The 26,340-nt window shown below is 57.2% G+C and carries 16 protein-coding genes and 6 pseudogenes; 11 read left to right on the top strand and 11 right to left on the bottom strand.

Going from position 1 to position 26,340, the window contains the following annotated elements; genetic code table 11:
• Window positions 1-753: 753 nt before the first annotated feature.
• From RFM68_RS15535 to RFM68_RS15525, 3 genes and pseudogenes are all read left to right on the top strand, one after another.
• On the top strand, window positions 754-2,601 hold the full coding sequence (locus tag RFM68_RS15535; protein WP_320233852.1) for a S1 family peptidase: 1,848 nt from the start codon (window positions 754-756) through the stop codon (window positions 2,599-2,601).
• A 1,555-nt stretch (window positions 2,602-4,156) separates the two neighbouring features.
• Window positions 4,157-4,383: pseudogene (locus RFM68_RS15530) on the top strand (transposase domain-containing protein); the annotation flags it as partial.
• A 2-nt stretch (window positions 4,384-4,385) separates the two neighbouring features.
• Window positions 4,386-4,619 carry a hypothetical protein gene (locus RFM68_RS15525; RefSeq protein WP_320233851.1) on the top strand — a complete coding sequence of 78 codons (234 nt, stop codon included), beginning with the start codon at window positions 4,386-4,388 and terminating at the stop codon, window positions 4,617-4,619.
• 463 nt (window positions 4,620-5,082) lie between these two features.
• On the opposite strand, the gene RFM68_RS15520 is transcribed toward RFM68_RS15525, so the two are convergent.
• Window positions 5,083-9,495 carry a hypothetical protein gene (locus RFM68_RS15520; RefSeq protein WP_320233850.1) on the bottom strand — a complete coding sequence of 1,471 codons (4,413 nt, stop codon included), beginning with the start codon at window positions 9,493-9,495 and terminating at the stop codon, window positions 5,083-5,085.
• Window positions 9,496-10,145: 650 nt separating this feature from the next.
• Between RFM68_RS15520 and RFM68_RS15515 the strand changes: the two are divergent.
• Window positions 10,146-10,262, top strand: a pseudogene (locus tag RFM68_RS15515) (transposase); the annotation flags it as partial.
• A 1-nt stretch (window position 10,263) separates the two neighbouring features.
• On the opposite strand, the pseudogene RFM68_RS15510 reads toward RFM68_RS15515, so the two are convergent.
• Window positions 10,264-10,380 (bottom strand): annotated as a pseudogene (locus tag RFM68_RS15510) (transposase); the annotation flags it as partial.
• A 57-nt stretch (window positions 10,381-10,437) separates the two neighbouring features.
• Between RFM68_RS15510 and RFM68_RS15505 the strand changes: the two are divergent.
• Window positions 10,438-10,666 (top strand): annotated as a pseudogene (locus RFM68_RS15505) (transposase); the annotation flags it as partial.
• 251 nt (window positions 10,667-10,917) lie between these two features.
• On the opposite strand, the gene RFM68_RS15500 reads toward RFM68_RS15505, so the two are convergent.
• The 6 genes from RFM68_RS15500 to RFM68_RS15475 form a co-directional block, all read right to left on the bottom strand.
• On the bottom strand, window positions 10,918-11,859 hold the full coding sequence (locus RFM68_RS15500; protein WP_320233849.1) for a GNAT family N-acetyltransferase: 942 nt from the start codon (window positions 11,857-11,859) through the stop codon (window positions 10,918-10,920).
• 113 nt (window positions 11,860-11,972) lie between these two features.
• Window positions 11,973-12,965 carry a hypothetical protein gene (locus tag RFM68_RS15495; protein WP_320233848.1) on the bottom strand — a complete coding sequence of 331 codons (993 nt, stop codon included), beginning with the start codon at window positions 12,963-12,965 and terminating at the stop codon, window positions 11,973-11,975.
• Between the two features lie 44 nt (window positions 12,966-13,009).
• Window positions 13,010-13,543, bottom strand: a complete 534-nt coding sequence (locus RFM68_RS15490) for a DUF3291 domain-containing protein (RefSeq protein WP_320233847.1) — start codon at window positions 13,541-13,543, stop codon at window positions 13,010-13,012.
• A 15-nt stretch (window positions 13,544-13,558) separates the two neighbouring features.
• A complete protein-coding gene (locus RFM68_RS15485; RefSeq protein WP_320233846.1) occupies window positions 13,559-14,740 on the bottom strand; it encodes a beta-ketoacyl synthase N-terminal-like domain-containing protein in 1,182 nt (393 codons plus the stop codon).
• A 715-nt stretch (window positions 14,741-15,455) separates the two neighbouring features.
• A complete protein-coding gene (locus RFM68_RS15480) occupies window positions 15,456-15,716 on the bottom strand; it encodes an acyl carrier protein (RefSeq protein ID WP_320233845.1) in 261 nt (86 codons plus the stop codon).
• A 19-nt stretch (window positions 15,717-15,735) separates the two neighbouring features.
• Window positions 15,736-16,416: an SDR family NAD(P)-dependent oxidoreductase gene (locus tag RFM68_RS15475; RefSeq protein WP_320233844.1), complete on the bottom strand. Its 681-nt coding sequence runs from the start codon at window positions 16,414-16,416 to the stop codon at window positions 15,736-15,738.
• 623 nt (window positions 16,417-17,039) lie between these two features.
• Here RFM68_RS15475 and RFM68_RS15470 point away from each other — a divergent pair.
• From RFM68_RS15470 to RFM68_RS15450, 5 genes and pseudogenes are all read left to right on the top strand, one after another.
• Window positions 17,040-18,443, top strand: coding sequence for an MATE family efflux transporter (locus RFM68_RS15470; RefSeq protein ID WP_320233843.1), 1,404 nt, complete (start codon window positions 17,040-17,042; stop codon window positions 18,441-18,443).
• Window positions 18,444-18,465: 22 nt separating this feature from the next.
• Entirely contained in the window at window positions 18,466-19,269 is an 804-nt protein-coding gene (locus RFM68_RS15465) for a phytanoyl-CoA dioxygenase family protein (RefSeq protein ID WP_320233842.1), read from the top strand.
• A gap of 126 nt (window positions 19,270-19,395) precedes the next feature.
• Window positions 19,396-20,178, top strand: coding sequence for a MaoC/PaaZ C-terminal domain-containing protein (locus tag RFM68_RS15460; protein ID WP_320233841.1), 783 nt, complete (start codon window positions 19,396-19,398; stop codon window positions 20,176-20,178).
• 74 nt (window positions 20,179-20,252) lie between these two features.
• Entirely contained in the window at window positions 20,253-21,065 is an 813-nt protein-coding gene (locus RFM68_RS15455; protein ID WP_320233840.1) for a cupin-like domain-containing protein, read from the top strand.
• Window positions 21,066-21,608: 543 nt separating this feature from the next.
• A pseudogene (locus RFM68_RS15450) lies at window positions 21,609-21,987 on the top strand (IS110 family transposase); the annotation flags it as partial.
• Window positions 21,988-22,014: 27 nt separating this feature from the next.
• Here the strand turns inward: RFM68_RS15450 and RFM68_RS33615 are convergent.
• The 3 genes and pseudogenes from RFM68_RS33615 to tnpA (RFM68_RS15435) form a co-directional block, all read right to left on the bottom strand.
• Window positions 22,015-22,080 (bottom strand): annotated as a pseudogene (locus RFM68_RS33615) (IS66 family insertion sequence element accessory protein TnpB); the annotation flags it as partial.
• Between the two features lie 50 nt (window positions 22,081-22,130).
• On the bottom strand, window positions 22,131-22,685 hold the full coding sequence (gene tnpA, locus RFM68_RS15440) for an IS66-like element accessory protein TnpA (RefSeq protein ID WP_320233839.1): 555 nt from the start codon (window positions 22,683-22,685) through the stop codon (window positions 22,131-22,133).
• Window positions 22,672-23,034: an IS66 family insertion sequence element accessory protein TnpA gene (gene tnpA / locus RFM68_RS15435; protein WP_320233838.1), complete on the bottom strand. Its 363-nt coding sequence runs from the start codon at window positions 23,032-23,034 to the stop codon at window positions 22,672-22,674. The genes tnpA (RFM68_RS15440) and tnpA (RFM68_RS15435) overlap by 14 nt, the downstream gene beginning before the upstream one ends.
• Window positions 23,035-23,411: 377 nt before the next feature.
• Between tnpA (RFM68_RS15435) and RFM68_RS15430 the strand changes: the two genes are divergently transcribed.
• Window positions 23,412-25,526 carry a DUF3363 domain-containing protein gene (locus RFM68_RS15430; protein ID WP_320233837.1) on the top strand — a complete coding sequence of 705 codons (2,115 nt, stop codon included), beginning with the start codon at window positions 23,412-23,414 and terminating at the stop codon, window positions 25,524-25,526.
• Window positions 25,527-26,340 lie beyond the last annotated feature (814 nt).

The raw sequence follows: 26,340 nt of genomic DNA, 5'->3' as shown, positions 1-26,340 counted from the left end.
CGCCATGACGCCGTTGGAAGCGGCAGAGGATAGTGAGCCAGGGCTGACCAAGGCCCGCGACCAACTTTCCGCCTTGGTCAGGCAGCGCCGGGAGCAGGCGGAGGCCGATGCCGAGCGCAAGCTATATCAGGAGAAAATCATTGCTGACGCCAAGCAGGCTTTGTCAGCGAAGGATGTCGAAACTTTCCTGAACGGCCGGGATGACGACTTAGGCCGGACAACGCCGCTCTTGTACGTCAGGGATGACCCCACCTATCGGAAGGCACAAGGCAAGCTTGCTGAATGGCAGAGGGGGTTCGGCGGGCCGTTTTGACCGTATACCACCGCAAAATCATGGTCGGGAGCAGTCCGCCCCTTGTTTATGCGCCTGTGGTCATTGACCGGCGCTAGGATTGGGCCGCCCCTTCGTGCTCACTTTTGTGCTCACTTAGTCGTCGTAAACTGCCGTAAAGCGGCGTAAACTAGCGTCAGCGGCGTGACCTGTATCACGCCGCTTTTCAGGGTACACCGTATTGATTTCATTGAAGAATTTGGTGGTAGCGGGAGACCGCTACTTCCCCAAACCCACTATCGAGGAAGCGATCTTTTCCTATCGGCGACGGTCAAAGTAAACGTCGCAAAGTGCTAATCTTCTTAAGGACGGAAGGAACCCTAACGCTTATGCGGGAAAGCTCCTCATTCTAAGTTGAGTTTTTGTAGGATCGAAGATCTAATATCTGGCGGTAGAAGAGCAGGTGTTGGGGGCTGCGTAGAATGAACACCCGCCTATGTCGTATTCCGGTTTTGATCGCGCTCTGGATGGCGACAATTTCGATTGCCACCGCCCAGGATTTCAAGGCGCCAAAGGGCGAGCATTGGGTGGCGGTAGCGAGCGCTCAAGACATTAACAACGCAATTGGCATAGCGCGATTCTTCGGTCGTGACGCGCGGGCGGTGCGAACAAGAAATGGATGGTTCGCCGTCGTTCTTGAACCGCGAAAGGGCACGATCCAGGAGATCAGAAAGAATCAGGCGTGGCCGCAACTCCCCGGTGATGCATTCCTTGCGGATGGAAAATTCATCACCGAAATTGTGTGGGCGCCGCGAGATGCGGTTCTTGCCCAAACCACGTTGACAAGTGAACGACCGGCGGTGGTGACCTCGGGCCAGTTGACGGTGGTAGCCCAGCGCAGGATGGATCACGATGGATGGACAGCGCACCTGATCGGCCAGATCGACGGCAGGCCGGCCTTTGACCTAAGCCGTACGTTCGAGACGGCCGCGGACTATCCCTCCACGCTCCAACTCGTCCATTTGAACAAGGACAATAAGTTCCCCGATGTGGTGTTCGACGCAAACACCGGGGGAGCTCATTGCTGCGTACAAACGATGGCGGTCACGCCGGATCCGGCTGGCCACTGGGCGGTCGTCGATTTGGAAACGCTCGACGCCGGAGGTCCTGGCTTCGAAGATGTCGATGGCGATGGGGTCGCTGAAATCGTTCATGGCGACAATGGGTTCCTGTACCTCTTCGCACCGTACGTGGAATCGTTTCAGCCAATACTCATCAAGAAGCTGGTTGGCGGTAGCCTCCGAGACGTTTCGCTGGAAACTGGGTCGCGCCCGCGATTGATTCAAGACACCAGGGGTCTGGAGTTTATGGCGAAGCTGGATTCGTCGCTCTGGAACAAGAACGGCTTTCTGGCTGCCTGGGTAGCCGACAAGATTAGAATAGACGAAGGAGTCGACGCATGGAACAAAATGCTCCAGGCATACCAGCGTGACACGGACTTCGGAGTGAGCAAGTGCGAGATCGGTGAGCCGATCACCAAGTGTCCGTTGGACAAACAGCGAATGCTTCCGTTTCCTGAAGGTCTATCGCAACATCTCCAAGAAGCTGCGTACACACATGCCTATGTAGAAAACACCCCCGCGCCAGCTCCGGCTAGTGCCCCAAGCACGCCTAGTCCGCCACAGGGCGGCGAAACGGCGGCGACCGGAACCTCGGGGACGGGTTTCTTTGTTTCAGGCGACCAACTGTTGACCAACGCCCATGTAGTCAAAGGGTGTGACGACGTCGATACTTCCATCGGTGGGATACGATCCCCCGGAAAGGTCATGGCGAGGGACCCAATCAATGATCTGGCCGTAGTGAAGGTGAACACCGCCGGCGCGGCAGTCGCACAATTGAGGGGAGGCGCCAGACTGGGTGAAGACATAGCCGTGTTCGGCTTCCCTCTCAGGGGCATTTTGGCAAGCTCTGGCAACTTTACCAGGGGCACGATTACGGCCTTGGCCGGATTGGGCGATGACTCCCGATATTTCCAAATCTCGGCTCCGGTTCAGCCCGGCAATAGCGGAGGCCCCCTTGTTGACCGAAACGGCAACGTTGTTGGGATAGTGGTGTCGAAGATCGATGCGCTAAAGCTTGCTTCGATCACGGATGACATCGCCCAGAACGTGAATTTCGCCGTCAAGGCTTCGATTGTTGAGAGTTTCCTCCAGGCAAGTGGAGTCCAATTATCCTCGGATCCCGCTCACCAAGAACTGGCTCCGGAGGATTTGGCTGCAAAGGCCCAAGCCATTTCCGTTCCGATCGAATGCCGGCCTTCGATGCAGTGATCGAAGCGAGTTGATCACTGGAAGCGTGTCCGCTAATGGCAGCGCCCGCCGAACATGCTGGTGAAAACGACAGTCATTGCCCAACCATCTTGAGTGTGCTGGGCGCGCACCCCGCGGTGCCCTGCCGAAACCGGATTCCGGCCGACGGCAAACTCTCAAAACCCACCGGGCCTAGCAGAAGAGATCACTCCTGTCCCCGCAACTCGTCATGTGCCATGCGGGGCACGTTGGCGCGGTAGGAGGCGCGCAGCCAGTAGACGACGCTCCGGCTCATTGCTTCTATCAGCGCGATCAGATTGCCACTGTAAGCAGCCTAAATCCCGGCGTTCGGCCGGAAGGGGGGCGAAGCACCTTTTTCGTTGCGCTTCGCCATTTGGCGGCTTTGCAAGCTCGACATCCCGACCTCAGCGTCTCGGCGATCTCACGATCGTCAGACGTATGTGTTTTTGAGAAGTTCCCAGAGGTTAAGCGTGATCAAGCGGTGACGGTCGTGTCTGTGTCGGATGCGGGACTATCTGCTGGCTCCTCCAGAATGGCAACTCTGCCTGCCCGCTTACTAGCCGGTACCTAGCTCGCGATGCCATCCTCACCGAAGCAACTGTGACGTACACAGCTATGATAAGCGCGACCTCCAAAAAGATCGGGACCAGTATCAAACCGTCTCCTAGAGGTCCCGGCTCCTCAAAATCTTCAATCGGATTGGTGTGTATCCAAATAAATATGAGCGAGAATACCGAAAGAACTACTAGCAAGAGCGCGACCGCATGAGATAAATACTTGCGCCGCTTTGATTTGTATTTCATTGCCGATGCGGCCGTTGGCGCAATTAAATTAACGGCCAAGCAGGCAAAAAACCCGTAATTTAGGAGATACGGAGGTAGGCTAAACATACGCGTGACTGCCATCACACACCCGCTTCGACTACCTTATCCGCCAACGGCACCGTTGCTGCCCGCGTCGCGAGCGGCACTATCGGCCGGCGCCGACGGCTTGGCAACACCCGCGTCCGTGACAAACCGTTCCAGCTAAAGAACGGTTTGGAAGAACCAGTGCGGGTCTATTTGGCCCGAGCTGCGGGTCCCCGCAACCACTTTCATCATAAATCAATAACCGTCCCGGTCTAACCGAGGCGATTTTTTGCGTTTGAGAGGAACGCCGATGGGCGTCCACTTTGTCTGGGGGTTCCTGGAAACTTTTCGAGCTTTCTGGGTCGCGCCTCAGCCCGAAGATTGGGAGATTCGGGCTTTAGGAGAAATTTGACGAGCGACCGCGCAGCCCTGATCGTAAACGATCAGCACGAAAGCGCCCTAAACTTCCATGTGCTGAAGGGCGACAGAAGCCACGTTCAATTAGGGTTTCAGGCGCGGACTTGGCGAACAATTAATGGCCGTGCGCATATTTCTGCCAGATGATCGTCGGCCGACGCTTTTTTATTGCCTATGCGACCCTGACCGCAGTAGCTGCCTTGATGGTTGCAGGGTCGCCGCTAACGATCCTTGTCGGCATTCTGACCCTTGGCCTCGGAGTACTGATCCAATGCAGCCGAGCGAGCCCTGCTCTCGGAAGAAAGTCCTGGCTGTTCTGCGGTTCCGATCGCGGCGGACAGCGCGCTGCCGTTCTCTACAGCCTGATCGTCAGCGCCAAGTTGAATGACGTCGACCTCAGGCCTGGCTCGCCGATATCCTGGCGCGCATCGCAGCCCACCCAGCACAGCGGATCGATGATTTGCTGCCGTGGAATTGGAGATCCGCAAAACTGCGGACCCAACCAGCGGCGGCCTGATCATGCAGCGCAATAAGGTGCATCACGTCTTCACCGTCGAACGTGTCGCCAGGGACCTCGGCGTCAGCGAAGCGCTCATCCAGGACCTGACCCTCGGTCTCGAGCCCGAGGACGGCGTCATCTGGGTGTGCGGCGCCAACGATGACGACGGGATCTTGGCCTTCACCGATGAAGGCATCGAGGAAGTCAAACTCCTCCTCGAAGAATATCATCGCGTCTCCCCATCGAAAGCTTGACCCCAGCACCGCGGTGCTCAGGTGCTCATGGCCGCCGGATACGCACGCCTGCGGTCTTCACCGGATGGGTACGAAAAGACAGCTTTGCGCCTTAATCACGGACGTTCAGGAAAAATTTGCCTGCACCCAGAAGCGAACGTTCGCGCTCGTTTCGACGAACAACAGCAACGCACCCCCAAAGCTGCCATTAACTTGGTCCGGGCGTTGAAAGCTGACTACCGTTCATCGGAAATGCTCTCGATCACTTGCCCGCGGTGGTTTCCAATTTTCACGGAATCACGTTCACCAGGCGCGCGCAGACTCAAAGCTCATGGAAGACTCCTGTAAAGCCGCGCACACCGGAATCAGCTAAGGCTAAGCATAGCCGTTGTCTCGCGATACCAATGCCGTTTGGCGCGCCGGCCAGAGATCAGCTTGTTGGGAACAGGTCTGCGCAGCCGGTGCGGTTGTGCGGCGCTGAGTCTCATTCGTCGCCCGGCGATTTGCGGACGACCACGCGCCGGAGCTTCGAGCCGCGCACCTTGTTGAATCGGACCGCGAACTGCCGCTCGGCAAAGACGATCAACCGATCGTCGCCGCCGATCGCCTCGATGATCCGAAGCGGATCCTCCCAGCCGCATAGCGGCGCCGGATCGCCGAATTCGATGGCATATTCCATCGTCTTGAGCGAGCGGGCTTCTCGGAACTGCGCCACCGCGGCTTCCACCTGCCGCCAGTGCCTCCAGCTGTGGTAGAGCTCGCGGCGGACTTCATTGTCTGTTTCGGCTTCGATCAGCGGTAACAGCCCGTGGGACTGGCCTGCGGTCCAACCCAGTGCCGAACAGAGCGCCACGCGCTCTGCCGCACTCGCACCGTCGAACTTCTTCAGCAGCAACGGCCAGGCGCGATCGCGTGCCCGGCGCAGTTCGACGCAGATAGCGCGATAGGTCTGGGTAGGTTGGCCGACACGAAACTCTTCGCCGAGGGTCGCGATCATCGCGTAGAACGCGCTGTCCTCCAGTCTGCGGACGCTTTCGGCCAGATGCTGGCGGCGCCGGGGATGATCGTTCCACGACTGGACGAACGCCTGTGTTGCGAGCGGCCTGTCCACCTTCGCAAGCAGCTTGATGGCGTCGGGCTGCGCGTTGACGAACGTCGCCGGCGCTGCGAACGCTTGGTCGAGCAGAACGTCCATCGCGCGTGGCCGGTCATGGTCGAGGACCACGTCGAGGAAGCGATCTCCAGAAAACCAGGTGCCGTGCATCATGCGGAAGCCGGCGCGCCACAGTTCTGGCGATGCGCCACCCTGACTGAGGCGAATTGCCAGCGCCTGGCTGTCGTGCGACTTCCACGATTTTGCAGTCTCGAGCGGCGCGAGATAGGCGTCTAAGGCGGTCCGGGCGGCCTCGGAGCGGTCATTGAGCAGCACGTTGAGACAGGTCGTGCTCGCGTCGCCGCTCTCGGCGGCCTGTATCTCTTCCAACGCGCGCGCCACCATTGCCTCGGCCGGGTCGCCGATTTCGATCGCGACCTGCATTGCCCGCGCCGTAACCGCGTTGCCGGGTGCGCTGGTCTCGAAGCAGGCGAGAACCGCCGCTTCGTCGCCCTTCGCGGCGAACTCCGGAATCAAACGGAGGCCGAGCATGATAGACCTCTGGTCGTCGCTCAGGAGCAACGCCAACAGGCGGGGGCGCCAAGTCGCCGGATCGATCGCTAGTAGCATGCGCCAGAGATCGAGCAGGGCGTCGTCGTTCCCATCGGGAGTAACCCCGACTTCCACGAGTTTCTCGAGCCGCGCGACCACCGTATCGGTGGGACAAAAGATGCTGCTAGTGATCCCGCTATGCGCCCTGCCGAGGTCTTCGGGCGATAGGGCATGAATCACTAGCCGCTCATACTCAGCGCCGCCGATTCGCCGCAATAATCGACGGACCGCGACATCGTCATCGTCATGCGTACCGTCGAAATGCGCAATCGCCCGCTTGGCGATCGCGGCGGAAAGCGCCGTGTTGCGGCGCGCTTCGAACAGGGAATCGTGGACGGGGTCGAGCGTCAGGCTGCCGAGTACCGTCAGCAGGTCGCGGCGCGGATCGCGCCCTTGCTTGGGCGTCGGTACCTCGATCAGCGCTTCGAGCCTGTCGAGCAGCAAGACGATCGTGTCTGGGTCGATGCGGCCCTCGATACCATGCCAGAGCGACGCGAGCTTTCCGCCGCTCGGGTCGCCGGCGATGAGCCAATCACGAAGCGCTGCGGCGGTGCGGCCAGGATCGTGATCGAGCAGCCGATCGAGCCAATAGCGGCTATAGGGCAACGATGGCTGTGGCGGCTTCTGCTCGATCGCGCGCAGCGCGGCGTCCACATCGATCTCGGCCAATGCCTCCATTGCGTAGGATGCGCTTCGATCGCCCGCTTTTATCTTCCGCTCGAGCATTTCCCGATCGCTCGCATCGCCGAAGCGGGCGAGACATTCCATCACCACGGCCTGGCGATCGTCGGGGATGATCTGCAGCATCTTCTCGCGCACTTGGTGCCAGATCGGCGAGCCCACCGCGGTTTCGAGCGACTTCAGCAGAAGGGCGGCCAGCCGCAGTTCCTCCTGACCGTCTTCCGCTTCGATCAGACGGCCGAGCCAGGCGGGGTCGGCGCGGACGAGCAGCTTGAGCGCGGCTTCCATCCGCTCGAACAGATCATAGTCGAAGCGCTTGGCCTCGCGATCGCGGTTGAGATCACAATAGTTTTGCCAGAGGTCGTCGCGTTGGGCAGTGAGAGGCCAGCGGGCTCCCAGCGAAATCGCGATCGAGCGGCCGGCTTTGTCACCGCTCCACAATCGCGCAAGCAGCGGCTCTCGTGCTTCGGACACCAGGGGCAGTGCAAGAAACGCTTCGGTCAGATAGGTTTTGATGGGAACGTCGCCAGTGGTCACTCGGGCGGCGCGCTCCTCGAGCACGCCAACGATCCGGCTGCCGGCGGTCGGCAGCAACTCGGCATAGAGCGTATGGGCGCCCGTTCGGTACTCACTTTCGAACTGTTCGACAAAATCGACGGCGTCCTTTGTGCGGCCGCTCAGCCCCGAGATCAGCCACACCACGTCCATGAGCAGAAAGCCCAGGCCGGAGAGCTTCGTCTTGTCGGCATCGTCGCGCTTGTCGAGCGCGCTGACCTCGCCGGCGAGGGTCGCGGCATCGATGACGCCATTCTCGAAATCGCCGGCAAGTGCTATGGCGATTGCCCAAGTTAGCAAGCGATCATGCGCGAACGACCAACGATCGCCAACATTGCTGAGCCATCCCGCCGCGATCAGCAGGTCGAGCTCTGTCTCAGAAAAGCCGAGAGCCACGATTTCGTCGTCGGTGAGCGCACTGCGGCGTTTTGCGACGAGGCTCTTCGCCAAAGCCTTTAGCCGCGTGCCGGCGAGCTTACCGGCCCGATGCTTGGCGCGGTCCCAAAAATCCTCGAGCACGCGATACTCGGTTTGCGGATCCCAATGTTCGAGCTCGAGCGCCAGCGTGGCGTAGATGCCGCACAGCACAGGCAAACGCAGCATGCGGCGGATCTCGCGAGGCACATGTCCGGCCGACACGCCGCGCTTGTCGAGCGCCTCGAACAACTGGGTTGGGCTGAACTCGCCCACCCGATGGATCGGCACCTGAGCGAACTCCTCAAGGCGAGCTTCTTGCGCCACTGGAAACTCGGCGACGAGGGGCAGGCCGGGGCCTAGACCACCAGCAAGACGAATGGATTCGAGGACCGCAGCGTCCCGGCAGCCTTCCCACAAAATCGGGATCGTCGCGTCGGGCGCATCCTGCATCCGCCGCCAGGTCTGGCCGAGCACCGACGCTTCGAGCGGCTGCTCCAGCGCTAGGGCACCGGCGCCGATCGTCAGGCGGAGCTGCCGTTCCAGCTCCTCGCGATCGGCTGCACGGATGAGGACGGTTGGCTTCCCCGACTCGGCAAGCGCGGCGGCGAGCCGGTACAACACCCATGACTTGCCGCACCCGGAATTGCCCGAGACGAGCGTCAGCGGATCGGTCGGCGCCATGAGGATCGGCGCGCGGATGTCGAACACCGGATCGAACTTGCGCGCAGTCAGTGCACCCGCGAGCGCGGTTGCGAGCCGCGCGCTGGCGGCGTCGCTATGACCCGCATGGGCGCCGGGCAACCCGAGACGGGACAAGAGATTGTCTACCGAGATACGGGCGTCGTTCCGGCGAGCCTTGTCCGCTAGATGGCCGACCAGCGTATCCAGCACCTGCTCGCCTTTTTCGGCGTAAGGCACGCGCTTGTTGAGGAAGCGGATCGCCTCAGCGCGCGCCTGCTCGGCGTCCATCCGCGGGGCGACCGTAAAGCGGCTGATGAAGGTCGAGAAGCTAATATCGAATGCAGCGAGTTCGGCGCCTGATGCCGCGTAGATCTCGCGCAACCGCGCTAGCGCGCCCTTCACATGTTCGTTGATCGCGATCTTCTTGCGCGCGGTAGCATCGCCGCTCGCGTAAGCCTTCAGCGATTGGATCAGCGCGAGCGTCGGCTTGCTGACGCCGTTAGTCGTGTTCAGCGTGTATTCCGCGGCTTCGCGGTCCAGATGCGCGCGGTACAGGTCGGGCAGAACCTTGCCACCGACGTCGCTGATCGAAACGGACTTGGCGCGGTGCTTGAACTGAATGACCTTGCGCGCGGCGGCTTCGAGGCTGAGGTCGCCGCCGGCCGATGGTTCGAGGATGGCGATGATAGTGTTGGGGTCGGTTTTCGCGCCGATGGAGCCGAATTGTGCGCGAACGAGCTGACCGATCGACGCCAAGATCTGATGCACGAAGCCATAGATGGCGGCAGCGCCACCCACACTGGACCCGCCGGCGCCGACGGCGGGAAAGTTGCGCCCTGATTCGGGATTTTCGCCCATGCTGTGAGTTTTAGAGCAATACCAGACACATCGGAAAGCCCCCTACGCCATGCTGGATGAACCAGCCATAACAGCGTGATTCAAACGAAACGGCCTCCCGGCAAAATCCGGGACGGGAGACCATCGGCGACCGTGCAGGCTCATCATTGATACGTCTCTTGGTGAATTAGCCACGACGCCGCTGTTGATAATGCTGAAAGCGGCGATCGAGGACCCTGGAGTCAATTCCGTTTCAACATAGAGTGCACCTCGTCCTCAATTCGCCGCGTTGATACCCCTTTGTACTGTGTTGAGCGCGTATTCCTTGGCTTGTTCAACTTGCTCGGTCGTATACCAGGACTTTGCTGGGGCGGCACGACGGACAAAACACTTCCTCGTCTCGGACGATATCTCGCCAGTCGTCGCCGTGAATCTTGAACGAAAACATACATTCCGTGGCAGGGCATTCCCTGTCGTAATACCCCCCGGCGTCCGACTCGATGGGGACGCTTACCGCGGTCGTCTTCGAAAGGCGCTCAATTTCACGCTGCAAATTTTCAAACTTGGGTTTCCTCCAAGCTTGAACATAGCATGAACAACAAACTTGGAAGATTGGGACCCGCGTAGCCGACGGCACGCCTCGCCGGGGGCGCTCCGCCCCGCGTCGGTAGATGGCCAATCGCGAGAGCCGCTCGGCCTGGAAGGACTTCTTCGTGGCGCTGAAGGGGCGCGGCCTCAGGGGGGGCGAACTGGTCGTGTCCGACGACCATGCCGGCCTGGTCGCGGCGGCCAGCGCAGCTCCTGCAGGCAGTCGTCGGCATGCTTCCTCGGCAGATGATCGAGCGCGTTCCTGAGGAAGTGCACGTAGCAGCGCTGCCAGGCCGCCTCCGGGATCACCTCGCCGATCGGCTGACGCGGCAGGCAAAGAAGGTCAGTGTGCACTCGATGGTCTCTTCCACCCCAGGCCGTCAGCCACCACAAGCACCTGAGGTCCACCAACATGCTGGAGCGCCTCAACGAAGAGATCAGGCGCCGCACCTATGTCGTGCGCATCTTCCCCAACGCCGAAAGCCTGCGCCTGGTCAGGGCGTTCGCCGTCGAAACCAACGAGAACTGGATGGAGGCTGACCGCTACATCAATATGGACGACCTGCGCGAGCACAAGAAGCTCGCCCTACGCCAAGCCGCTTGACCAGTTTCATGGCCGCCCCTTTTTGCAGAACTTGACGCACACAACCCCCGCGTCCCGCCTCCGGCGGCGCTATGCTGACGCTCCTTAGGGCGACCAGGCGGCTAGCTTGCATGAAAGGATCAATGACCCTGACACGCCCAATTTGCATGGGTTTCGAGACGCTTTGCGAAGTTCGTTCCTCGGCCTCAAACCGAATTTCGTCAGCTCTATGTAGCCCCACGAGGCTGTCGAACCTGAGCGCTCTTGCAGCCTCATGCTCGGATTGAAAGCTTGTAGGATGAGAGCCGATCCACGACTCGGCCACCGAACTCGGCACACATCTTCAACATTGGTTGATTGGAATCATCCACAAGCATTAGGACATCCCTATATCCGTGCTCTTTTATCGCCGATAACGCTGCCTCTATCAGATATCTGCCAATTCTGAGATCTCGCCAACCGGCCTTTACAATAACCAGTTCAACCGTAGCGGTACGCCCCCTTACCGTTTCGCGGTCGACCACCTGGATGAATGCAACCGCATCATCATCCGCAGTGATCACGAAGGAGCACAGTGGGAGCATGTCGGGATCGGAAAACTCCCCGATGATAAATGAACTAGAGATATCTCCCGTCGGGAGGCACACAGGCACATCCTTAAACCCGCTACGATATAAGCCACATAGCGATTCTACGAGTGCGGGGCGCACAAGCGCTTTTTGGAAATCGACAGCAACCAGATCGCTTCGGAAAGAACGCTCGACGGATTCATATAGGGTCATAGGTATACTGATAAATTGTTCAGACAAACATTTACAAAATCCGATCCTCTCAATATCTGCGCTTTTTATTTTGTCTGAGTCAGCCAATTCTATGAACAATTCGTCCAACCCCATAACTTTAGCCTTGTCGATAGCATGCTCTGCCAGGCGGTTAAAGTTATCGGGATTGGTTGATCCGTAAAATCGCAGATACTGAGATTTGGCGTTCATCGCCAATGGTGTCATTGAGATCAGATAGCCGAAGAATCTGCCATCCTCGTCCTTAAAAAAATAATGCTGCGATGAAGATCCAACCAAAGCGGATCTTACAATACGCCTCGTAAAATAATCTGCGTCATCGGTCGGAGGCGTTGTGTTTTGAAGATCACGAAGGAATTCGCCTGCCGACGAGGTATCTTTTGCGCTAAATATATGTGCAGCCTGCGGGGTCACGTTCACTCCGAGAGAAAAGGGTAGCTCATTGCTATAGCGCCTCAATAGGCGATGCCGGGCGCTACTATGAAAGTGCGGGTATTAATTGCTGCACATGAAGCATTCCTTCTTACTCACATTATCTGCGCGTCAGGTTCCGCCAACCGGCGCCAGAGGTCCTGTGAACGCCGCGCAACCAGCGAAAATTTATTATCGATCTTTTCAAGGACTTCCGATTGCCGAGTCTTATCATACTTCAACGACAGATAGGCCAGTTCCCTCCAAGAGGCGATGAGCGCATCTAGGTCATCCCGGCACGACTTTTGATACCCGCCGGTCAACAAAGCGCGCCTTACGTGGAGAAGGCTCGGAACTACAAAATACGTATTAATGTGACCGAATAGCCTTTTACCCGCAGCAACGCCGGTTTTGTCCACCAAGTCAAACCGCTCCATGCATGACGCATGAAATAGAGGTATAGCATCTCGGTACATCATCTCGTTCATTACCGCCTGAGCTTGCCGAGACACCTCACGGCCAATATCTCCTGAAAATCTGATTGGCTGTTCTGCTTTGACCCCATACAGAGTACCCAATTCCGGTGCCATCTCTCGCCCGCTGGCATAGTCGAACAGGGCCCTATCCAAGCTCGCACTTGGTATATAAGTGTGGCAGCAGACGGGATATCGATCCACGATCAAAGGATCGAAAATAGCAAAGCAGTCTCCTTCCGAGACATATTCCTTTATAACAAACGCATGTATATAGCTCTCGCGGGTGTTATATACGGAGGAGTGATTCAAATGACTGGAATTTACCCAGGCTACCAGCGGCCCAATATCATTCAATAACTCCTTAATGTAGCTGGCTCCCAGCGCCTCTGAAGCATGCCGCCGTACCAATTCACCATCAAACCGGCTTAACGACTCTTCGCACGACAATATGACGTCGAAGACTAATTCTGGAAATCCGTATTCATCGTAGCCACTCTTAAGCAAAAAACCAGAGCCATAGAGCAAAAGCTCGAACTCACGATATTCAAAGTCCGTCAAACGATTTAGAATATACGCTACGCCGTTTGAGAAGCAGCTCACCGCATCTGTGCGCACGAAATCGACTTTGCTCATCGGCCGAACCCTCGGGTAACCCGCTTCATTGCTGGTTTTCACCACTAATGCTCAGCGATCGCGCTCAATTTGATCGAATTGCCCGTTGGATCGAAAAGGCGGCGAAACGTAAAGGAGAAAGGGCTATCGGAGTTATCTACCAGATGCTCAAGGCGACGGGCTCCTTCACTCCAGGTCGGCCACTCGGTACACCACCACATGGCATAACCGGGGAACGTCATGGGGCTAAACCAAGCTGCCTTGCGTCTGATTGCACGGAGATGCAAACCGGCGTAGACAAAGCTATGCAAAGCCTTGATATCTCGCCAAACAGACAGGGCAGACGCTTCGAAGACAGAGTCAATCCCCCTTCCTCCGACATAATAGTGAGGAACCGTGAATGGACCCCATCTCCCCCAATCGCGCTCGAAGAATGAAAGATCTGTCCTTTCGTCGACGGGAAACGCACTCGCCACATGTCCTTCGGTCTTCGCCGCCTGGGCGTACACCGCAGGCGTGATAGCTACGAAACCTCGCATTGGCTCCGAGCGCATATGGTCGACAGTCTGAGCGAAATTGACCGTGGCAAGATACTGCATCGTAGCTCTCAACAGTTACATGGAACGAAAGATTGAAACGGAATTGCTGCCGCCAAACCCAAATGAGTTATTTTGTACATAGACTGGATTGTTGCCGCGAGCCGTCAATTCACCGGGAGCATTGATGTTATATTCCAGTTCTGAGTTCGTGATATTGTTTGGTGGCAATTTTCTATATTTGGCTGAAAGACAGGATGACACTGTTCCGAGCGCGCCCGCCACTCCCATCAGGTGGCCTACGGTTCCCTTAATTGCGGAGATTGCGCTGTTGGAATAGCTGCTCTCGAAAATCGAAGCCTCTACCTGATCATTGGCGCGACTACCGGTCCCGTGCGCAAATATGAAGTCAACCTCTTCCCGCGGTACGGGGGATTTCGCAAACAATTTGGCCAGACATTCTTCGATGCCCTTCTGGGATGGGTTGGTGGCGTGATGAGCGTCATTGGAACTCGCGGTTGCGACGAGTTTTGCATATGGGCTTGCTTCGACAACATGCTCGCCCTGGAGCACCGCGATTGCTGCCCCTTCCGATATTGTAATAAATCGGCGATCCTTTGAAAATGGCCGACACCGCTCAGAGCCTAATACCCCCAATGCGCTGAAACCGGCGAAGATCCTTTCCGAAAATGCGTCAGCCGCACCAACGATGGCGGTATCAATCACGCCGCGCCTTATCAACCTGTCGGCGAACTCCAAGGCCGCATTGCCTGATGCGCAGGTGTTGTGGACCACAAAGCGAAGAACGGACTGACCGCACAGCTTTTCAATTTGATTACAAAGATCGATCGAGGGAAATGTCTGATAGCGATCGGTTGCCACAACGCGTTCCATCATCGCGATAGAATCAAAGGGACGAGAATTGGGCTCAAGATTCCCGACGATAATAGCAATACGCTGAGTAGCACCGCTTCCGGGCGTGAGGCCTGCATCATCAGTCGCGCGAAGCGCAGCGTACAGACCATACAGAGATGCGATTTCGATTTCGGGTGGCAACAAACCTCTGCAGCGTAAAACCTCAGCCATGTATCTCGTATCCTCGATGGAGATCTGGCCAACGATGCATGGCTTCGCCGAGACGGAATACGCGCCCGATCGGAGACTAAAACGGTCAGACCGGCTGCAAATAGCTTGCCAATAGCCATCTAGCGTACAAGATACCGGGGTAACGACGCCCAACCCTGTCACAAAAGTTTCCATGCGATTCCCAGTCAGGTTAGCCGACGGAAGTAACGCCCTTCCACGCGACCATTAATTGTTAGATACACGGGCGCGCTTTCGACGCTATTCACAATCATCTCGATGAACTGATGCTCGGTCTCGCAGATGATCCCGTCGGCTGGTATGTCCATCCGTTGCTGACCTGGAATGGCCAAGCTTAGCTCAGCCCCTACAGCCCGTTCCACACGTAGGTATGTCAAAACGGTGTCCCCAGAGGACGACGTAGCTCCATGTTCCCAAAAAACATGGGCCGTAGCTGAATGGTGCTCATCCAGAAACAACCCTGCGGCGAGCAGAGCAACATGGAGTGTCTGATCGCCTCCATTTATGGTGAGATTGCCACCTCTTGCGCTATGAGCAATATTGACAGAGGTGGCGGCAGCACTGGTGGTTGCCTGAGAAAAGTGTATGGCCGACGGAGTTCGATGAGGCGAACGACACTCGCGTTCAAACTCGTCCAGTGCCTCCGTGTTCCCCAACTGCGATGCAACAACTATATAATCGGAATAACTAATTGCCGCATACGACGCGAGATAAAGGCAAGCGCGCGTAAAGTTATCTCTAAATGTATCACCCTTCCTGCTTACTCGCTCGTAGTAATCCTTAGGAAGGCTTATTCGATCACCGGAAGTAAATCTGGTAGAAAGATCCTTTGACAAAGTGAGGCAAATGGGAAACATAAGATAAGATTCCCTCAGCGTCCGGCAAGCGCTCTCTGTATTACGTCAAAAAGTTCTTGGACAGTCGTCACCTCGACCATCTCCGCCTCATCAAACACGACGTCAAAGTGCTTTTCGATTAAGACGACTAGATCAATGCGCGCCAGCGAGTCTATGCCGAGATCCTCGGCTATGTTTGATCCACCTGCGACCACAACGTCATCATCTAGTTCGCCGATTCGACGAATATAACCGGCTACCGGTGTTGTAATATCCAGTATTGAATAGTCCGACATGCATCAACTCCGAATGCTGTTAGGCAAGGCCGCCATGAATCTCGAGATGGCAACCGGTTACATATGATGAATTCTGGAGCACTGAAACACAGAATGAACCAATCTCATCAGATGTGGCGATACGCTTCGAGTCGATGAGAGTTGCTATCCGGGCTCGCTTTGACTGATCGAGATTTCTAATCAAACCTCCGTCTATAAACCCCGGCATGATGGTATATGCTCGCACCCCTGACTTGGCGTATTCCTTGGAGACGCCCATCGCGAGAGCGTTTAGCGCTGCCTTGGAGGAAGCATAGGCAGACGTCCCGATATTGCTTCGAGTCGCGAGTCCGGATGATATATACTGGAAAATACCGGACCCACTTCTCAAAAAGTGTGGTAGTAAAAGTCTCGTAAGCCGGAGCGCACCAAAATAATTTACATCAAACACTTCTTTCCAGCGTTGTATATCTGCCTGGCCGACCAATTGAGGATGATCAATTGCGCTGCAATAGATCATCGCGTCCACACCGCCTAGTGCATCGTATGCAGCGGCGACCGCGGTTGCGGCGCTTTCTTCGCTCCTAACGTCCAATTGTATCCCACTGCCGGGAATTGGGCGGCTCCAATATGTGGCGGCCACTTGATGGCCGGAAGCTTCCGCGACCGTGTGGATCGCCTTACCGAGATCGCTTGACGCGCCTACCAGCAGGACTCTCAAGCACAGACTCGAACTGAACTGGCGTTGCCATTCGTGTTGGCGCAGGTCAGCAGACAGCACACGATCATGCCTTGGACTCCAATTGCGATTTCGTCACACCATCGTTTAACCGCGCAATTGATAAGTCAAGTCTCGACATCCACTGCTCGCGAAAAATTTTGTAAGTCGGAAATCGCCCTGCTTAAATATTAGGCACACATAATAAATCGTCATTCCATTCATCGCCCCGAGTTTGTCTATTGACATTTCCAAGGAGGTAGGCCTGTGTTGTAATATTCTTGTCATGCCGCGAATGATACCATATGGCGGCCGGAGGTGTGCGAGGGTGGAGCGGTGTCGATATCGTGTTGAAGAATGATCACCCTTCGCCAGGCGGCCTGCGTTTTAGCGAGCCATCAATACCAGGTAGCTGGCTGTAGCTCATTTCCAGCGTGGGCCTCGCCTATGCGAGCCGTGGCGCTGGTTTCCGGAACAGTCGAGGCCGATGTCCCACCCTCGAGAAGTAATGGCAGCTTTTTGGTTATGGCTACCTGCGGAAGGGTGACCCTACTAGCCGGTCACACGGCCAGAATCGAGTGGCAGGACACTGTCGCGGTCACAGTGCGGCAAGTTACGGAGTGTCGTTGACAAAGAGTAAGTCATCCCATCAGCTCAGAGACGTCCTGCGTATATCATTCCCGTTGATGATATCGATGTCGGGATACACGGTCATGACGATTGTGGATCGTGTTTGCCTCGCGGCGTACTCCGAGAACACGTTGGCTGCTTCGGGCGCCGCCGTGTTGATCTCAATGGTCATTGTCAATTTTTTTGCCGGGTTCGTATTTTCTTGCCAGCCGAGATTGGCGGCGTCATTGTCCGAGAACGATGAAGGTGGGGCCTTTTCAAGGGAGATTGTAAACACGCTTGTTCTGTCCGTGGCGTGTGTTCTGTTGCTGGTTGCGATCTGCCCCATTCTTGTACTTCTGTCACAGTTCAGCGGCAGGGCGCCGGAGGTTGTCCGACTTGAGTCCATATACATATCTTGGTCGGGAGCCTTCGGACCGGTTATCACATTCAACACCGCGCTAACGTGTGTGTTCACTGTCCTGGGCAAGACAAGAACTGTGCTTGCGATAAACACGATCGGGCAGGCCGCGACGATCATACTTACATACTGCCTCGTCTTTGGCGCATGGGGGTTCCCGGAACTGGGGATGGCGGGGTCTGCAGTCAGTCTGCTAGTTGGGTCGCTATTGATCCTGGCGTCATACTGTGTGTGGTTGCCGTCGAAGGTTTGGCAAGGCGCTACCGCTGCCGCTCGGTCGATATTGTTACCTCGAGATGCCGTTAGAGCGAGGATTGCCGACGGGTTCGCCGTCGGGGCTAACGATGGCGCTGACGAAGTCGGGAATACAGCTATTATATGGGCCATTGGTTTGCTAGGGCCCGCCTCGCTAGCAGCCAATAACTTTAACATAATACTCAATTATATCAGTATTATCCCCATTTTTGGACTTGGAAACGGTGCCAACGCCCTCGTAGCCAAGGCCATGGCGGACGGTGATCTAAGAAAGGTGCGTGGGATCGTCTTAGCAACGATAATGATAGGTGCGGTTTACTGCTCCGGAGTGACGGCCGCGTTGTTCTTTTTCGGTCGATGCGTTACCGAAGTGGTCGGGATCGGTAAGTATAGCTTGCCTATATTGGAGCACTCAATAGCGGTAACGCACGTTATATGGCTATTTGCGTTGGCATTTCTTCTGTCTTTCATTGGGGCGCGGACATTGCAAGCCCTGTCCCAGAACAGTTACGTATTGAAGGTGAGGCTGTGGGTGATGTGGGGCGTTAGCGTGCCTGTTGCGTTCGTGATAGCGACGACATCGCCCGCCGACGTTAACACGTTGCCATGGATGTGGGTTGCCTTGTCATCCTTCGAGTTGATTATCGGGATCATTTACATGATCAAGATTTTCTCCGTCGAGCGTACGTCGAGTATACAGGTAAAGGCCGCCGGCCTGACCATCCAGACTAAACTACAAAACTAGGAGGATAAGCATGGCGCCAAGCATGCAGATTTTCGATACGGCCGCGGTTGCCCGATACAATGATGTCGGGGTGTATCACGCGCGTGGGCTAATCTCTAATGAGTGGGTAGCTAGACTTCGGGCGGTCATTGATAGCGAATTGAGCATCAAGAAGTCCAAGCACTTCGCGTTCCAAGAAGGGGAGACGGGGCGATTTCTGGGCAGTCAGGATCTTTGGCGAACGGACGAGACATGCAGAGAGTTCTGCACCAATTCGACGCTGCCGCGAGCTGCTGCTGAGATGCTTGGGTCGGATGAAGTCAATCTCTTTTTTGATCATCTGTTCGTTAAGGAACCCGGAGCGAGCTTCGATACAAGTTGGCACAACGACGTGCCGTATTGGCCAATCAAGGGGTCGCAGATCCTGAGTATTTGGATTGCCCTGGATCGCGTCACGCGTGAAAATGGAGCGCTCTCTTTTATCAATGGATCTCACCGCTGGAATGCCAAAGTGCAGCCGGCAACGTTCGGTGAGAAAGCCGATCAGCGACGGTCCATGATGGAACTCAGCGGCCAGATCCCCGCAGAGCTGGGTGACTATAGCTCCCTCGATATCGATACATTTGAGATGGAGGCGGGAGACGCGCTGATTTTCGATGGGAAGACTATTCATCAGGCTGGTGGAAACCACTCCACTAACATGAGAAGGCGCGGCTATGTCGTTCGGTATACGGGTGATGATGTGTTGTACGACCCGCGTCCAGGCGTCCACAAAATGATGTTAGAGCGGTCGCTCGCTCCAAACGATAGGATTACCTGTGAGCGGTTTCCGCTTGTGTGGTCCTAGTATCGTCAGAACCGTCCTGGCCAACCATCACTGCTGGTGTGGCAGACCGACAATGTCTGTGAGCTGACGAACGCCTAGTGGCTGGCCCTGAGGGTTCGTCTCACGAAAACCACGAGGAATCTTGCTTTGGAACTCCCACAGTTTACAGCAGCAGATGTTCGCAGATGGGCAGCGTTCTCGGGCGACTGGAATCCCATACATTTCGATCGGCGCGCAGCGAATGCTGTCGGTGCCGAAGAGCCATTTGCCCATGGCATGTTTGTTATGCTCCCGTTGAAGCAATCCACTACGAACCTCATTAAAGATCGCCCACGCTTAGCGGAATGGATCCAATTGGATTATCGGTTCAGGCTACCAACACCGCTTGGCCGCAGGCTGGAATTTGTGTGGGCGGGGCAAGCGAGTAACTCTCGTCGCGCAGAACTCAAAGGTATCGATAACGGTGTAGAATACATTCTAGCAAGTATGACCGAGGCGGATCGTATACCCACCGCGCCAGCGGAGTTATGCGTGCACACGATGACTTGTCCAATAAGCCCTGATGACTGGGCATTCCCTTACGACGCCGGGTGGATAGCCGCAGAGGCGATAGCTTTTCGCCAGGCAATGAAATTCTACCTTCCCGGGGGTATGATTGGAGATGTATCCAGCGCGTTTGATGAGTATATATCTGCGGGTGTTGGCAAGCCGCTTTTGATGCACGCCCGACATACGAGCTATATAAGTAATGAAGTACTCGACAAGGATATAATGTTTTTCGATATGATGGAGATAAAACACTGCTTGCGAAGGACACGTAGTGATGCATCTGGGTCGCAATTCTCACTTGATATTACGATAAGTCATGATGGTAGAGAATTGTTAAAATCCACACTGGGGCTGTTCGTCCGACAAAGTGGAGGGGGTTAAAGTACGGCTTCACGTAACGAACAATGAGAATCGAGCGGGCGGCGGAATTGTTATCCTAACAGAGGTAATGGTGTATGAAACTCCGGACGGTGCAACGTATTGATTCGTACAATGCGGGATCGTTTGAGAAGCTTATTGGAAACGAGGAGCCGTTTATCTTTCCTATCGGGTGGCGCGCGCTTGAGAAATGGTCGACCGATTACCTTATGAGTGTCGCAGGAGACGCTATCGTAAATGTATCGGCGGCCATTGACGAATCGTCTTCGCCAACCAGCAAGGTAAAAGCTAAGTTCCGTGATTATATAATTTACTTGGTTAATAAATACGCTAACAATAATGATTCCGATAAGAAGCCCCCTTATCTAAAGCAATTTGAGATATTTAAGCATTATCCGGAATTAAAAGCGGACGTTGATTTCTCATTCTTGCCCGGAGTGAAGGAGATGGCCTTCTGGTTGGGGGCGCGAGGATCTGTGACGGGATTGCATTGCGATCCTAATCACGGCGTCTTGGGGCAGGTACTGGGAAAGAAGGAGTTGTACCTTTTCCCTTATAGCCAGAGAGCTTATCTGTATCCAAATTCCAAGTATGATCCTGCAACAGAGTGCTGCGACCCTGATGTTAGGTATCCCGATTATACCGTGTATCCTCGGCTGAGTGGAGCGGAAGGCCTGTTTGCTGAATTAGAGGCTGGTGAGGCTATATTCATGCCGAAGAAATGGTATCATCAGGTCGTCGGAAAAAGTATAAATATAAGTGTGAATTGCTTCTTCTATTCCTATACGCATGCGATCACGACAAACATTGTTGCCTATAGACTTCCGAAAATGCTACACAATGCGGGTTTATACAGAACCGGTTATTGTGTTTGTCACCCAAACGATTAATCTCAGGCGACGGTGGGCGCCGTGCCGAGACCTGCGGCACGGTCGGACGCAGACGGCATGGCGGCGTGATAGAGCTTGAGATTCGCCGCATCGCTATGCTGATTGGCCTGGGGATTGACACCTGAGCGGTTGCAGGGGAGGGCAATCGTGCACTGGGAGTCACGTTGTGGTCGCGCCGACGGGCTTCAGCGCTGATGTCGCGCATCCCTGGTAGGCGTCAAGCAACACGAAGATTTCCGCATTTGGCAACCGGAGTTTTCCGCCGTTTGGACTGGCGTCGATATCACAGACGGTCCGCCCGCCGGAGCGATCCGTTGGCGCGGGGGCTGCTGGCGCACGGCGGTGGAGGGTCAAGGGCGCACGTTGATTTGGGCAAGAGTCGCTGCGCGTGCATGAGGGGGCCGGCAAGCTTATGGAGGCGTATTAAGAGCTATGCGAGCGCAGTTCAAATACACGCCGCCGCACGCTGACGGACGCTATGCGAGACAGGAAGACCTACTCCGGTGGATAAGGACGGTTGGAGACCAGTGCGACGGAAGGTACGTTACTCAGCCTCCAGCCGTGCCGATCGCGAGGCGGCCGAACCGCGCTCGGTTGAATGTGGCCGGGCCTCGCATCGGCCGCGAGGCGGGATCGGTGTCACCCTGGCGGGCACCCGGCGCTCAAGAAACTCGGCTTTCCAGCGATCTGCGTGGAGACGGCGGACGTGCGCGCCGCGATGTCAGCGCGGCGCAACAACACGGACAAAGGCGATGCGCTCGGCATCGCCCATATCATGCGCACCGGCTGGTTCCGCCAGGCTCACATCAAGTCGGAAAGCTGCTACCGAACGAAGCTTCTGCTGACGCACTGGCGCAATCTGAAGGCCAAGTTCCTCGACCTGGAGAACGTCCCAAAAAAGGATTTTCAAAAGCGAGGCGTTCTTGCCGCGGAAGACAAACAGATGACCCGAGAAGGGATCCTTCTTCAGATGCTCCTGGATCAGCGTGGCGAGTCCATCGAGCCCCTTGCGCATGTCGGTGTGACCCAACGCCAGATGCACTTTTACGCCCGCCGGAACGACGATCACGATGCCTTCTCCTTGCCGGCCAGATGCCGCTTGACCGCAGCCGCGGACGCGCCCGCCGGTGCGAACACGCGCCGCCCATCATCCACTTCGATCGCCACCATGCCGTCGGGCGGCCGCACGAGATTGCGCAAGGCGGCGAGCGCCGGCGGCTCGCTTTCTGCTCCATCGGCGATCTCGACCAGCGCCAGTTCCGGCGCTTTGCGCGCGGTCAGGCCGAACTCCTGCCGCCAGCGGAAGGCCATGCTGGTGGCAATGCCATGGCGGCGACAGACCTGCGCCACGACGACGCCGGGCCTCTCGGTCTCCGCAACGATCGCCCGCTTCTGCTCTTCGGTGAAGCTGCGCCGGTGCGATCGACCGTCCACCGCGTCGGGGGTCAAGCGGTATTGGCGCCGTGCGCAATTAGCAGCGCTGCTTAATTGGGCCCGGGCACTCGGATGAAGCAGCGATCGCCAGTCCATTTCGTCGCCGGATTCTTCCAGGCGATCGCGCCAGATCCGCAAAGCATGTCGCGAAAGACCGAGCGCCGCGGCATACTCAGCGTGGCCCATGCCGCTCCAGTTCAGCGCCTCGACATGGGCATGCTCCAGAACGCCCGCAGAGCAATCGGGCCGCTGTCCGTGCGCTTGCCGTAACGATAGCGCGGGCGCTTTTGGGATGCTTCGGCTGCGTCTTGCGCTGACGCCCGGTCTTCTTACGGCGCAGATTCTGCAGCTTTTCCGCGCGTTTGCGCAGGTCGCCGCTGCTCACCAGATGGTGCATCCACAGCTCGAATGTGGTGATCGAAAGATCGCGCTGCCGGCAGAATTCCTGCGCACTGAGATTGCTGCTGAGCCAGCACGCGACTTGCGACGACCAGTAAGGGCTGTTGGCCTTGGCCCACGAGCGGCGAAGCGGCATCCAGATATCCTCCACAAGACGAAGGAACCCGAGATGACGCGAGATTGCACTACTTCAAATATGTGCAGAGACCGGGCGGTTACGCACAACCGATTAAGATGGCAAGATAAAGCAAGCTTGCGCTTGCGCTTCGCTTTGCTCTGTAAGCTGTTGTCTGCACATTGTTTTCGCCTGCGGAAACGAAGTTCTTTCAGGACTTTGAGATGTGTGAGCGACGGCGGAATTTCTGGTAAGGCGCTGGCGACGCCCACAGAACCGTAAGGCCGGCGCAATGTGCGATCCGCCCTTTCCGCGCCACAACCTGTCTTTGCACGCTGGAGCGCGATGAGCGTTTGAAGCGCCTTGCGGAGCCTCAATCCGCAACCGATCCTGCCGCCATGGTGGATCGCAACGACAGAGATTTCCGCGTCAGGCCTGGGCGCGTCCGAAGCGATGGCACTCGCATCAATCCGCACTCGCTGCCGTTCGCGACGCAGGTGAAGATCGCTGTGCGCAAGGCCGGCGGTAACCCGGGCAAGATCGGTGGTTCGACAGGGAGCAAGGGCAGCGCCCGATTCAACACCAGGGGCCGTGGCGCTGGCATCGCCGCTGGTCTGCTCAGGGAGGGTGGTGGCCTAGGCCGGGAAGGGGGTGGCAGCCGCTTCCGGGCTCGGCGGGTGATGGTCAAGGCTCGCGTGGTCAAGTTCGTGTCGCAACGTGGAGCCCGCGGCCCGAAGCTGCGTGCCGTCTCAACCCGGGCGGTCGATGCGCATCTGCGCTATCTCGAGCGCGACGGGGTGGCGCGCGACGGCGAGAAGGGCCGCGTCTATTCTGCGCCCGAGGACGGTCGCGACGGTGACGAGGGTAGGGCATTCGTCGAGCGCTGCCGTGGCGACCGGCATCAGTTCCGCTTCATCGTCGCGCCAGAGGATGCCGTCGAGATGGAGGACCTGCGATCCTTCACTCGCGACCTCATGCGCCAGATCGAAAGCGATCTTGGAACCCGGCTCGACTGGATCGCCGTCGACCACCACAACACAGGCCATCCCCATACCCATGTCCTGGTGCGCGGTGTCACCGATCAGGGCAAAGTGCTCAACATTGCCGGCGACTATATCGCCAACGGTATCCGCCATCGCGCCGGCGAGCTGGTGACGCTGGAGCTCGGTCCGCAGACCGAGATCGACATTGCGCAAAAGCTCAGAGCCGAGGTGGAAGCAGAACGGCTGACCCGCCTCGACCGGATGCTGCTGGCCGAGCAGGAGGAGCGCGGCATCGTCGACCTGCGTCCCGGTGTGAGCGAGAGCTACACGCTGCGGGCCAATCGCCATTTGCTGATCGACCGGGCCAGGCGCCTTGAACAGTACGGCCTCGCGTCAGAAACCGAGCTCGGACGCTGGATGATTGCCGATGATGCCGAGCACGTCCTGCGCGATCTCGGCACGCGCAACGACATCATCAAGACCATGCATCAGGCACTCGCCGACCATGGCATCGCAGACGAGCGTGGTCCCACCCAGTATGTCACTCATGGCAGGGAGATCACCGAGCCGGTGATAGGACGAGTGCTGGCCAAGGGGCTCGCCGCGGACGAGCTGGATGGAGGGCTCTATATCGTCATCGATGGCGTCGACGGTCGCACCCATCATGTCGAGACCGGCGACGACACAAAGCTCGATGAGGTCAGGCGCGGCCACATCGTCGCCCTCGTGCCTGTTTCGACAAAGGCTGAACCGCGCGCTGCCGATCTCAACATCCGCAACCTGGCAGCCGCGCACGACGGGGTCTACCGACCGAGCGAGCACCTCAAGGCAGCCCGATCGCGGATCGAGCGGATCAACGGTGATCCCGATGCTTTCATCCGCTCCCATGTGCGCCGGCTCGAAGCGCTGCGACGGGCCGGCATTGTCGAGCGGATCGATGCCGACCGCTGGAAGATACCTAGGGATATCGCCGAACAAGGTGCCGCCTATGACGCCCGCAACCGGGGCAGGGATTTCACTGTCCGCACGCTTTCCTTCCTCGACCTCGCTAACCAGGTGACGAGCGATGGCGCGACCTGGCTCGACCGGGAACTGGCCTCGGCAAACCGCACACCGCTGGCACAAATCGGGTTTGGTCGGGACGTCAGTGACGCTGTGGACCGGCGCCGGCAGAGTCTCGTCGACATGGGCCAAGCCACGCGCCTCGACGACGGACGCATCCGGGCGCCGAAGGATTTGCTGCAGCGACTCGAGCAGGCCGAAGTCGCCCGCGTCGGCCGTATGATGGCGGCCGAGCGCGGGCTGAGCTTCGTGAAGGCTCAGACTGGAGAGCATATCAGCGGCCGGCTGGTCGGAGCGGCTAATCTCGCCTCCGGTCGTTTTGCCATGATTGACGACGGTGTCGGCTTCCAACTCGTGCCTTGGCAACCAGCGCTCGACAAACGCATCGGCCAGCACATCGGCGGCATCGCCCGTGACGGCGGCGGTGTCGAGTGGAGCTTCGGCCGGAAGCGCGGGATGGGACTTTAGTGTGGCGAGCTGCCGGGCGAGTACCGTCGGAAGGGGTCGTTAGCACCTAGGCGAGTGCCGTTCACTGATCCCAGGCGAGGTGTGTCTTTCACAGCGCGACCGGCAGCTTTGCGTCTAAACCCAGCCGTTGAGGTCAGCGTTGCAGCTTCCTGAAATCCTGAAAGCAGAAATCGCCCGCGCACGCGACCCCAATCTTGCTTCTGAGACACAGCGGACGTTACCGACGATTAGGTTGATTCTCCCGAGTCGGCCTTATCGTAATTGATCAGCGCTTCAAAAAATTCCTCTCGATCCGGTGGAAGATCGTTACGGCTTTGAAGTAGCAGCGTTGAACAAACTCTATGCTCGTGACCCCGCAGTCAAACTCCGACACCTTCACCGCCCAATTTGGTCTGAAGCGACGTCTGGTGCTCGGCCGCCAAGCGTCGCATTGCCCGCCGCAGCTTCGGCTGCAGCTGCCATGCGTGCCTATCGGTCACGCGCAGGCCGAGATGGCAGTCCCACGCGCAGAGCCGACTAACGGATAGATTCGATTCAAGCAAAAACAGTGCAACAATTCTCTCTAAATAGCCACACGTATATTTTTAAGATATAGCAGTTCGATACTCAGCTCTCCTCTTGACTCACATATGTTGTTTCCGCTGTATTCGCAAAAGCGGCGTCAAAGGGGGAGCGTGATGTCTTGTTGGCGATCACTGTGGAATGTACTTTCGAAATCAATTATATTCGTACTGACTAAAACAGTATTGTTTCATATTTTTGCCGCTTGGAGAGTCCCCGCCCTAATTTTGAGGAAGGCAGTGGCCGCCCGCTT

It is taken from the genome of Mesorhizobium montanum (assembly GCF_033977145.1).
Taxonomy (GTDB): domain Bacteria; phylum Pseudomonadota; class Alphaproteobacteria; order Rhizobiales; family Rhizobiaceae; genus Mesorhizobium; species Mesorhizobium montanum.
This window is presented reverse-complemented; position numbering and strand designations above follow the sequence as displayed.